A 10621-nucleotide genomic window follows, 5' to 3' on the forward strand; every position below is an offset into this window, starting at 1 on the left:
GGCCCCCGCGACCACGGGCAGCCCGGCGGGCAGGCCCAGCGCGGCGGCGACGTCGGGGAGCAGTGTGAACGCGGCGGTCGTCGGCACGAGTTCGGGCAGCCGGTCGGCGCTCACCCCGGCGACGTCCAGGGCGGGGCCGTGCCATCGGGTGGTGCGCATGTCCAGCAGGCCGGTGGCGGAGGCGCAGGACCGGTCGGTGACCAGCCGACCGGTGAACCGGGAGAGGACGTAGTCCTTCAGGCCGCACCACGTGGCCGTGCGCCGTACGAGGTCGGGCTCGTGTGCCGTGAACCAGGCGAGTTTGGCGAGCGGGGCCATGGAGTGCACGGGGGTTCCGGTCGCCCGGTGCAGCGTGTCGGCGCTTCCGGTCGCGCGCAGCCGTCGGGCGATGTCGGCGGCCCGGGTGTCGGCCCAGCTCAGCGCCGGGGTCAGCGGTTCGCCGGAGGAGTCCAGGGCGAGCAGGGTGTGCAGCGCGGCGCTGAAGGACAGGGCGACGACCGGGAGACCGCGCCCGGCGCAGATCTCAGCGCTCTCCCGGACCGCTTCGATCGCTCCGGCCAGCACCGTCTCCGGATCATGGACGGCTTCCCCGTGCCGTCCGGTGCGCAGGGGTGCGGGTCGCTCGACGGTCAAGACCACACGGTAGGCACCGTCCACCGCGACCACTTTGGTCGCGGTGGTACCCAGGTCGATCCCGAGCACCACCTGGGTCTCGTCCTTCATCACTGTTTCCTTCTCCGTTTTTGTGGCGGTCTCGACTCGGTGTGCTGTTCCGTGGGGTCGTACGGGTGCCGGCCCCGCGCCCGCGGGCAGGGGGCAGGGCGCGGGGCCGGCTGTCTCAGGGCCCCGCCGTCGCACGGCGCAGAGCCGGGTTCTTCCGTTCGCTCGCCCCGTCGACAGGCCGGGATGTCGTCGTTCGCCCCTGCATGGGATGCCGCCCTTCCGTCTCGACGGTGCGCGGTAACGCGCCGTACATCTGCAGACGCCCAGGACCGTAACAGCATGCGAGACTCAAGCCAACATGTTGAACAGACGAGGATGCATGGCGGCGGGCAGTTGCACTTCTCCATCACCTGCGGCCAGTATGTTGTTCGACGTACAGCATTTGGTTCAGGAGGGTTGGTTCGAGTGTCAGGACATCCAGAGGTGGGGCTCGCCGGGCTCGGGGTCATGGGGTCGGCCATCGCCCGCAGACTGCTGCGGCGTGAACGCATCGTGCGGGTCTACGACGTCCGGCAGGACGCGGTGGCGCAGCTCGCCAGGGACGGCGCCGTCCCGGCGGACTCGGCGGCGCAGCTTGCCTCGTCCTCCGTGGTGATCCTCTCCCTCAACACCGCCGACATCGTCGAGCAGGTGGTCTTCGGCTCCGAAGGAGTGCTCACCGCCACCCCCGAGGGCGTCCTGGTCATCGACATGTCCAGCATCGATCCCGGGCGCACCCGCGACTTCGCCGAACGTGCGGCGAAGCTCGGCGCAGGCTGGGTCGACGCCCCCCTGTCGGGCGGGGCGCCGGGCGCGGAGCGCGGCGAGTTGACGCTGATGCTCGGCGGCGAGGACGACCAGGTGGAGCGGGCGCTGCCCGTGCTCGGGGAGCTCTCCTCCCAGCTCACCCACCTCGGCCCGGCCGGCTCGGGGCAGCTGGTCAAATCCGTCAACCAGGTGCTGGTCGGCTGCGGTCTCGCCGCCCTCGCCGAGGCCGCCGCCCTGGTGCGGGCGGCCGGTCTGCCGCCACGGCAGGTACAGGTGGCGCTCACCGGGGGCAGGGCCGACTCGGCACTGCTCCAGGAGTTCTTCGTCAAGTTCGCCGAGATCGATCTGACCCCCACCGGACGGGTCAGCAACATGGTCAAGGACCTGGAGGCGGCCCGCGACTACGCACGCTCGGAAGGAGTGCCGCTGCCGGTCACCACCGCCGTCTCCGAACTCCACCGCTGGCTGGCCGCGGCGGGCCACGGCGACGCCGACAACGCCGCACTCATGCACTACTACGGCACCGGAACCATCACCGGAATGGGATGTGGAACCGGGAACGGTCCGACGGGAGGCCGGTCATGACGGTTTCAGCCACGGGTCCTTCGCTGTTCGACCTCTCCGGCCGGCTGGCCCTGGTCACCGGATCAAGCAAGGGCATCGGATTCGCCCTGGCTGCGGGACTGGCCGAGGCGGGCGCCGAACTCGTCCTCAACGGCCGCGATCCCGGGGCCCTGGAACGCGCCCGCGCCGAACTCGCCGAACGCACCGGGACCAAGGTGCACGCCGTGCCCTTCGACGTCACCGACGAGGCGGCCGTACAGGCGGCGGTCCAGGAAATAGAGAACGGGGTCGGCCCGCTGGACATCCTGGTCAACAACACGGGTGTACAGCACCGGGAACCGCTCCTCCAGGTCTCCGCCGACAACTTCGAACGGGTCCTGCACACCAACCTCACCAGCGCCTTCCTGGTCGGCCGCACGGTGGCCGCGGGCATGGTCGGCCGCGGCCACGGAAAGATCGTCAACATCTGTTCCGTCCAGACCTGGCTCGCCCGTCCCGGCATCGCCGCCTACGCGGCCTCCAAGGGCGGCCTCGCCATGCTGACCCGGGGCATGTGCGCGGAGTGGGCCGGGTCGGGGCTGACGGTCAACGGCCTGGCGCCCGGCTATGTGGTCACCGAACTGACCCGCCCCCTCGTCGACGACCCTGCCTTCGACTCCTGGATCCGGGGCCGCACCCCGGCCGGGCGCTGGGCCTCGGTCGAGGATCTCGTCGGCACGCTGGTGTGGCTCGCCGCCCCCGCGTCGGACTTCGTCAACGGTCAGGTGATCGCCGTCGACGGCGGCCTGACCGCGGTCATCTGAGAAGGACCGAGGACATGAACTCACCAAACTCATCGAGCTCGAACCCATCAAACTCGCCCTCGTCTTCCTCGTCTGCCTCGTCTGCCTCGTCTTCCTCATCGACGATGCGAGCGGTCGTAGCCCACGGGGCGGGCGACCTGCGCGTGGAGGAGCGGCCTGTGCCGGTGCCCGGACCCGGCGAGGTGGCGGTGGACATCCGCTACGGCGGGATCTGCGGCTCCGACCTGCACTACTGGCGGCGCGGCGCGGTCGGCGAGTTCCGGCTGCGCGAACCACTTGTCCTCGGCCACGAGATCGTCGGCCTGGTACGCGCGGCGGGCCCCGGCACGCAGGCACCGCCGCACGGAACCCCGGTGGCCGTGCATCCCCTGGCCTCCTGCGGCACGTGCCGACAGTGCGCGGCGGGACGGCGCAACACCTGCCTGGACACCGGCTATCTGGGCAGCGCCGCCCGCAACCCCCACGTCCAGGGCGGCTTCGCCGATGTCCTGGTGGTGCCCGCGGAACGGGTTCTGCCCCTGCCCGTGGGCCTCGACCTGCGGCTCGCCGCGGTCGCCGAGCCCGCGGCGGTCGCCTGGCACGCGGTACGACAGGCCGGCGACGTACGGGGCAAGCGGGTCCTGGTCACGGGCGCCGGACCGATCGGCTGCCTCGTGGTCGCGGCCCTGCGCGCAGCCGGAGCCGGTGAGATCACCGTGACCGACGTCCACGAGGCGCCGCTGGCCGTCGCCAAGCAGGTGGGCGCCGACTCGACCGTACGGATCGGCGACCCCGCGAGTGGCGAGGACGGGATGGAGGGACTGGCGGCGGACATCGCCATCGAGTCGTCGGGCAACCCCGCCGGGCTGCGCACCTGCGTGTACGGAGTGGACCGCGGCGGCCTGGTGGTGGGCCTCGGCCTGCTCCCGCCCGGGGACACCCCGGTCGCCGCGAACGCGGTGATCACGAGGGAGCTACGGCTGGTCGGCTCCTTCCGCTTCGACACCGAGCTCGGCGAGGTACTCCGGGCGCTGGCCGACGGCCGCCTCCCGGTCGACCCGGTGGTGACCTCCGTACTCCCCGTGGCGCACACCGGCGAAGCCTTCGAACTGGCAGCCGACCCAGCGCGGTCCTGCAAGGTGCTCCTCGACTTCGCGGATACGACGAAGGCCTGACTCGGTCCGACTACGCCCGCACGCGGACCGGCCACGAACCGGACCGCCTGTCCCGGCTGCGGTCGTGTCCGCCCGCCGGGCCCGAGCGGCTCCTTCCCTGGACGGTTCACCCGCACGGTCCCGGCGAGGTGGCCCATCCACTCCGGCCCACCCCGGGGCTACCACTCACCCGCCAACAACCCCTCCGACCATGGGAGTTCAGCATGTCGGGCACGCCCGTACCCCGTCCCCGCGTCGCGGTGAGCCGCACCGGCCTGCCAGGCCCCGCCGTCGGGCGGCTCGCCTCGCGATACGACGTCACCGCCTGGGAAGGAACGGCGCCCCCCACCTCCGCCGAACTGGGCACACTGGTCCGAGGCTGTGAGGGGCTGCTCGTCCTCGGCAGCGACCGGGTGGACGCCGCACTGCTGGACGCGGCCGGCCCCGGCCTCCGCGTCGTGGCGCTCGCGTCGATGGGCTACGACGGCGTGGACGTCGACGACGCCGCCGCGCGCGGCGTGGTGGTCACCCACACCCCCGACGTGCTCGCCGACACCACCGCCGACGTGGCGATGGCGCTGATCCTGATGGCGCGGCGGCGCCTCGGCGCCAGCATGGCCGCGTTGCGGCGTGGCGAGTGGGGCGCCTTCAGCATGGACGCTTTCCTGGGGCTCGACGTACAGGGCGCGACGCTCGGGCTGATCGGCTACGGGCAGATCGCCAAGGCCCTCGCACGCCGGGCGGCCGGATTCGGCATGCGGGTGCAACACCACCATCCGCGCCGCAAGGAGGACGACGACCTGTCCCGCTGGGTCACCTTCGACGAGCTGCTGCGCACCAGTGACGTGGTGTCCCTGCACACGCCCCTGACGCCCGAGACCGCCGGCATGATCGGCGCACCGGAACTCGCCCTGATGAAACCGACGGCGACGCTCGTCAACACCGGGCGGGGCGGAATCGTCGACGAGGAGGCACTGGTCGCCGCGCTGCGCGCCGGGAAGCTGCACTCGGCGGGACTGGACGTGATGGTGGACGAGCCCCGTACGGACCCGGGCGATTCGCTCCTCACCGAGCCACATCTGGTGGTGCTGCCGCATGTGGGTTCGGCGACGGAGGCCACACGCGCGGCGATGGTTGAGCTGGCGGCGAGCAATATCGAGGCCGTATTGGAAGGCGAAGCGGCACCGACGCCGCTGCCGGGAACCACGGCACGGCCGACGAGGACCCGGTAGGACGGTCGGGCTGACGTGGCGAAGTGATGCCCCAGGCCAATCGGCACACTTGGGACTTGGCCCGTGAAGACTGCAGGCGTGTCCACACCGGCTATTGCGGTCAGTTCACCTGGAAGGAAGTGGCTGCCCGGTGTCCGAGCCCCACGAACGGTCCATCCCCATTGCTGGTGGATGCATGGTGACGAGGCCGTGCTCCCTGCACGCGGAGGAGGATTTCAGGAGGCATGTGCATCGGCCTGCTGCCGCCCGGCGAGACACCCCTGCTGGGCAACATCGCGGTCACCCCCGAACTGGGGCTTCGGGGCGCCTTCCCTTTCGACTCCGAGGTCGACGACACGATCGACCTGCCGGCCCGGCGCTGCCCGTCAACGCGATCGTGACGCACACCTTCCCGCTCGCGGAGGCCCCGCGCGCCGCCTTCGACATCGCCCACGACCGGACCGTCGCCTCCAAGGCCTTGGCCCAAGCATCCGTCAGCTCGAGCATCATCGTGCGCGCCGGCGCCGGACTCGATCAGGCCTCAAGGCAGTAATCGTCCGGTCGCCAGCGAAGCGGCGAAGTCAGCATCGGGTCAGCAAGAGCCTCGCCAGGGCCGCCCACAGAAAGCCACACCCCGGAGTCACCAGCCGGACCGACCCAAGCCCGCACCGGCTCAACCGCCGTCCGGGCCACGGTCGAGAGCGGGAGGCACACTCCGTCCGCCTCCCAAGCATCATCCATCTCCCCCACGGGGACCTGTGCTCCGCCATACCTCTCTTTCCACTCGCCGAAGCACCCGCACACTCAATCGGCCCCACCAGATTTTCCCCGTCCAGCGCGCTGTGCGGGTCGGGATCTTCCAGCAGATACGCACAGCCGGCGAGCGGGTCGAACGATGTAAAGGCGACATGCGCGCCCCACGTACGCGACGCCTTTCGCCTGATTGCGCGGGTACGTCCTCACAGCAAGTGACGTGCGGGCCGGATGGCCGCGGCTCGGGCGGGCGAGCGCCCGGCCGGTGCTGGTGTCCGTGGGCGCACACGCCCAGCCATCGACATGGGTGCCGAACGGAGGGGACGGAGGGCAACTCGTCCGCCCCCTCCGGCACAGGACATCGTGTTATGCGTTCGCGGGCTCCGACTGCGCCTCGCGCACGGGTGGCGCCAGGCGGCCGGTGCTGTGGAGCCCGTAGAGGGCTGCCGCGCAGGCCAGACCAAGTACCGACAGTGCCACCCACGGCAGCGCGGACATCCCGGCGGCGCGGGCGGCGTCGAGCGCGGCGCCCGTCAGCAGGTTTCCGAGGGTGATGCCGATGCCGCAGATGGTGTTGTACAGGCCGTAGTGGGTGGCGACAAGGCGGTTGCCGGAGAGTCGGACGATGGTGTCCATCTCGAAGGGGTACGCGATCATCGTCCCGATCGCCAGGAGCAGCGCTGACAGCGTCGGCGGCACGGCCGCAAGCAGCCACAGCCCCAAGCCGCCGTCCGGTACCGGGACCGCGGTGGCCACCAGCAGGGGAACAAACGCAAGCCCCATGGCCAGGAGCCCCCAGGTCAGTGCGCGGCCCGGTTCCATACGGGCCTTGCACCAGGCCGTCACCTTCGTCTGGCCGAGGATCGTGCTCGCCCCGGACACCGCGAAGAGCAGCGCCACCGCAGCCGTTCCGAAGGTGCCCTCCCCGCCCAGCCGCCGTACTTCAAGCGGCAACGCAAGGTAGACCTGGAAGGACATGACGTACGAGCCGATCATGGCCATGGAGAACAGCAGGAACGGCCGGTTGGCGAAGATGCCGCGCCACTGCGTCCACACGCCCTCTCTCTGACCGCTCTTGCCCTCCTTGGCGTCGTCGCCCCGGCGGTCGGGCAGGGCCCGGAACTGAACGATGCTCAACAGAGCGAAGATCCCCGCCGCGGCAAGGCACGTGACGCGGAAACCTACTCCGGTCAGCACCATGCCCACCAGCGGACCGAGCAGGATCCCGGCCTGATAGAAGATGTTGAACAGCGCGAACGCCTCGACCCGCCTCTCGCCCGCGTCCGCCGCCAGATAGGCCCGTACGGCCGGGTTGAACAGCGCGCCAGCCAGTCCCGTCGCCGCCGAGGCGGCCAGCAGGGCGGGTACGGACTCCACGAGTCCGAGGGTCGCGAAGCCGATAGTGCGTAGCACCAGCCCGGCTATGATCATGGGCTTGTAGCCGAGCCGGTCGGCCAAGGTTCCGCCGAGCAGGAACATGCCTTGCTGGCTGAAGTTGCGTACGCCGAGGATCAGCCCGACCAGCCAGCCCGCCAGCCCCACGGGACCTGCCAGATGCGCGGCCAGGTACGGCATCAGCATGTAGAAGCCGAGGTTGATGGTGAACTGATTCACCATCAGCAACTGCACGCTGCGTTCGTAGGAACGAATCTGTGCGATGGTCGACCTCACCGGCTGCCCTCCGCGAGCATGTCGGCGCCGCCGAGCCGCTCGACGGCGTCGCTGTCCGCGGACGCCCCGGCTTCCGCGTCGTCTGCACCGTCTGCACCGTCTGCGCCGTCTGCGCCGTCTGCGCCGTCTGCGCCGTCCGCGCCGTCCGCGCCGTCCGCGCCGAGCGGACCGGCCATGCCGGATCGCGGCTTCGAGTCGGCCGGCGTGAGCGGGTCGATGACGTTCTCGCACCGCGTCCAGCGGGTGACCTCCTTCTCGTCCAGGCGGCCGATCACCTCCGGTTCGGACGTGGGTGGGGAGTTGAGCAGGCCATGGGCGGCGCAGTAGTCGTCGTCGTAGACCGTGCCGAGATAGCGCTGCGGACCGTCGGGGAAGACCGCCGCGATCCGGGTGTCCGCAGGTAGGGTGCGGGCCAGCCAGCCGGCGACCATCGCCACCGCGCCGACGCTCCAGCCGCCGGTGGCGTAGTGGGAAGCCGCCAGCTGACGGCAGGTCCACACCGCCTCCGCCGGGGCGACCCAGTGCACCTCGCCGAAGTTGTCGTACGCGACATTGCGCGGGTAGATGCTGGAGCCCAGGCCCCGCATCAGGCGGGTACGGGCGGGCTGGCCGAAGATCGTCGACCCGATGGTGTCGACGCCGACCAGCTTGAGGTCCGGGTAGAGCTGCTGGAGTACGCGGGAGACTCCCGCGGAGTGTCCGCCTGTTCCCACGCTGCACACCAGCACGTCTATGTGGCCGAGCTCGGTGGCCAGTTCGAGGGCGAGCGGGGTGTAGGCGGTGGTGTTGTCGGGATTGTTGTACTGGTCCGGGCACCACGAGCCGGGGTGCTGCTCCATCAGCTGGGCGACCCGGTCGCGGCGGGCCTGCTGCCAGCCCCCGGTCGGGTGCGGCTCGGAGACGAGATTGACCTGAGCCCCGTACGCGGTCAGCAGCCGGGTCATGGACATCTCCAGACCCGGGTCGGTGACCAGCGTTACGGGGTGCCCGTAGACCATCCCGGCCAGGGCGAGCCCGAGGCCGAGGGTACCGCTGGTCGACTCGATGATCCTGCCACCCGGCAGGAGCTCGCCGCGGGCGCGGGCGCGCTCGACCATGTGCAGGCCCGGACGGTCCTTGATGCCGCCGGGGTTGAAGCCCTCCAGCTTCGCCCAGAAGCCACGGTCCGCCTCGGTGAAGGGCCGGGAGATGCGCAGGAGCGGGGTGTTGCCGACAAGCCCCCGTAGTGCGGAACCGGAGCCGGTGGGAGTGAGGTCACTCATGGTCATGGAGTGCATGTTGTCTTCGCTCTCGAATCGGTATGGATGCGTGCGGATGCTCATCTCGCGCGACGGTCGAGGCGCGCGGCGGGGCGACCAGGGCCGACCCACGGGATGGCTCCTAAATGCGCCACCTGCAGATGGCGGTGCGAGCGGACCGGCCGCCGCTCGGCAGCGGTCTTCCGACGACGTCGGGGAGTTGGCGCACGGGAGTTGCCGTGTCGTCCGTCAGCGACAGCGCGACGAGGGCGCGCGGTGGGACCCGAGGGGACGACTGTGGGAAGACAGCCTTCCCGAGGTGGGGGTCGTGGCAGCGGTCGGGAGACTCGGACGGATCGAGAGTCTCGCCGTCGGAGCCCTCTGCGGGCAGAGTGACCGCACTCGACACTGTGGCTGAGCGAGCGGGTGACTCCGGCAGACTGTGTTGATCACCGAGGCACGTCAGCAGCACGAACAGCAGGGCGTACAGCGCGCTCCGGACGAGCCAACTCCTGCGGAGCGGACGTACGCATGGGGCATCGGCACGTGAAAGGGCATGGGTGGGCGGCACAGGTCCTCCGCGCGGCGGTCACTGCCTGTACGGGGAACTCTCCCGGTCAGGGCAGGGATCGGTGGGGGTCAGGGAAGCGAGCCGTCGACCGTCCCCGCGCCACGCACTGGGGCGCTGTTCGCAGGGGGTCAGACGTCATGACCGGTCACCGGGGGAAGGCAGGACACGGCCTGGGGTCGAGTCCAGAAGTCCCGGGAAGGACGACCGGTTCGGGACGCGTTGACCTAAATGCGAAGAACCGCGGAGTCCGCCGCTCGCGTTCTCGGGGCCGCGAAGTCTCGTGCCACTGCGGCGCGCCGGGCGGGCCCGGAGCCGGGCGCTTCGTCGCCGTTCTCAGAACTCAGCGGAGACAGACAGGGCACGGCCACAGCGGGGCCCTGGGAGGGCTGCCCGACCGCACAGGTTTCACCTGCGTGCGGCTGTCCGTGGCCGCCGTGATGGCCTTCCGGCTGCTGCCCCGCCGACTGCGCCAGCGTGGCAATCGTGACGCTCTCATGTTCGGCGGTTGGCTCGAAATGCCCGCCCGACGCCACGACGCCCTTCTCGGAGACGAGATGACTCACCGTCGCGTCAGGGCTGACGGCATGCGTGTACAGCAGGCCGAAGAGGAAGAGACCCAGCCCCAGCACACGCGACAGAGGCGCTGATGAGCGCCTCCTCGGCGTGTGGGAAGGAGACCAGGTCGTAATCATGTCGTGATCCTAACCTGCGCGCCGAACCCCGGTGCGCCACCTCGGGAGAACATGGCGCGAACCCAGCCCCCATGACAGCATCAGGGGCACCAGGTGGGACCAACCGCTCCGAACGGCTGGGGTCTTGAGCGTTCACAAACGCCCTGGTCAGCTCTGCGCTACTGCCTCGCGATCCCCAAGCTGCTGTCGGGGAGCTTCTTCCCTGCACTGCTGGAGCGACGCCGCCGCATCGACCAGGCCCTGACGCCATCCTCATGCGAAGACGGTGATCCGGCGCCGCTTCCACAAGAGCTCATGGCGATACCCGCATCTCCTGGACGTGGCGCAGCGGTGGTCCTGCCCGTCAGACCGCGGCGATGCCCTCCATGCCGGACTCGGCGAAAGCGGGCAGGCCCTCGGCTGTCGTGACCTTGGTGAGGGAGCCGTTCGCCTCCACACGGAAGCCGTCGACGGTGCCGGAGACCGCGTTCTGGACGTAGACGAACTTCTCGTCCTCCGTCACGGCGAGATCGATC

The 10621-nt window shown here is 70.5% G+C and carries 8 protein-coding genes and 1 pseudogene; 6 read left to right on the forward strand and 3 right to left on the reverse strand.

Features of this window, described 5'->3' with window-relative positions:
- The coding region (locus tag AWZ10_RS38475; protein ID WP_244172693.1) for an FGGY family carbohydrate kinase at nt 1-723 on the reverse strand (723 nt) is incomplete at its 3' end.
- Nucleotides 724-1128: 405 nt separating this feature from the next.
- On the opposite strand from AWZ10_RS38475, the gene AWZ10_RS38480 reads away from it, so the two are divergent.
- The 5 genes from AWZ10_RS38480 (at nt 1129) to AWZ10_RS51920 (ending at nt 5582) form a co-directional block, all read left to right on the forward strand.
- Nucleotides 1129-2055, forward strand: a complete 927-nt coding sequence (locus AWZ10_RS38480; RefSeq protein ID WP_244172694.1) for an NAD(P)-dependent oxidoreductase — start codon at nt 1129-1131, stop codon at nt 2053-2055.
- A complete protein-coding gene (locus AWZ10_RS38485) occupies nt 2052-2837 on the forward strand; it encodes an SDR family oxidoreductase (protein WP_060893352.1) in 786 nt (261 codons plus the stop codon). Before AWZ10_RS38480 ends, AWZ10_RS38485 begins: the two co-directional genes overlap by 4 nt.
- 104 nt (nt 2838-2941) lie before the next feature.
- Nucleotides 2942-3991: an L-idonate 5-dehydrogenase gene (locus tag AWZ10_RS38490; protein WP_060893347.1), complete on the forward strand. Its 1050-nt coding sequence runs from the start codon at nt 2942-2944 to the stop codon at nt 3989-3991.
- Between the two features lie 203 nt (nt 3992-4194).
- Nucleotides 4195-5202, forward strand: a complete 1008-nt coding sequence (locus tag AWZ10_RS38495) for a 2-hydroxyacid dehydrogenase (protein WP_060893348.1) — start codon at nt 4195-4197, stop codon at nt 5200-5202.
- Between the two features lie 224 nt (nt 5203-5426).
- Entirely contained in the window at nt 5427-5582 is a 156-nt protein-coding gene (locus AWZ10_RS51920) for a hypothetical protein (RefSeq protein ID WP_159058515.1), read from the forward strand.
- A gap of 718 nt (nt 5583-6300) precedes the next feature.
- Here the strand turns inward: AWZ10_RS51920 and AWZ10_RS38500 are convergent.
- Nucleotides 6301-7605, reverse strand: coding sequence for an MDR family MFS transporter (locus AWZ10_RS38500; RefSeq protein ID WP_060893349.1), 1305 nt, complete (start codon nt 7603-7605; stop codon nt 6301-6303).
- Nucleotides 7602-8882, reverse strand: a complete 1281-nt coding sequence (locus tag AWZ10_RS38505; protein WP_060893350.1) for a PLP-dependent cysteine synthase family protein — start codon at nt 8880-8882, stop codon at nt 7602-7604. The genes AWZ10_RS38500 and AWZ10_RS38505 overlap by 4 nt, the downstream gene beginning before the upstream one ends.
- 1389 nt (nt 8883-10271) lie before the next feature.
- Here AWZ10_RS38505 and AWZ10_RS50910 point away from each other — a divergent pair.
- Nucleotides 10272-10349: pseudogene (locus tag AWZ10_RS50910) on the forward strand (transposase); the annotation flags it as partial.
- Nucleotides 10350-10621: the final 272 nt, after the last annotated feature.

The sequence above is a fragment of the Streptomyces europaeiscabiei genome (assembly GCF_001550375.1).
GTDB lineage: Bacteria > Actinomycetota > Actinomycetes > Streptomycetales > Streptomycetaceae > Streptomyces > Streptomyces europaeiscabiei.

Excerpts from the sequence above, each read along its gene's own strand:
- AWZ10_RS38495 (WP_060893348.1), top strand. The coding sequence starts at position 4,195 with ATGTCGGGCACGCCCGTACCCCGTCCCCGCGTCGCGGTGAGCCGCACC.
- AWZ10_RS51920 (WP_159058515.1), top strand. The coding sequence starts at position 5,427 with ATGTGCATCGGCCTGCTGCCGCCCGGCGAGACACCCCTGCTGGGCAAC.
- AWZ10_RS38485 (WP_060893352.1), top strand. The coding sequence starts at position 2,052 with ATGACGGTTTCAGCCACGGGTCCTTCGCTGTTCGACCTCTCCGGCCGG.
- AWZ10_RS38490 (WP_060893347.1), top strand. The coding sequence starts at position 2,942 with ATGCGAGCGGTCGTAGCCCACGGGGCGGGCGACCTGCGCGTGGAGGAG.
- AWZ10_RS38505 (WP_060893350.1), bottom strand. The coding sequence starts at position 8,882 with ATGCACTCCATGACCATGAGTGACCTCACTCCCACCGGCTCCGGTTCC.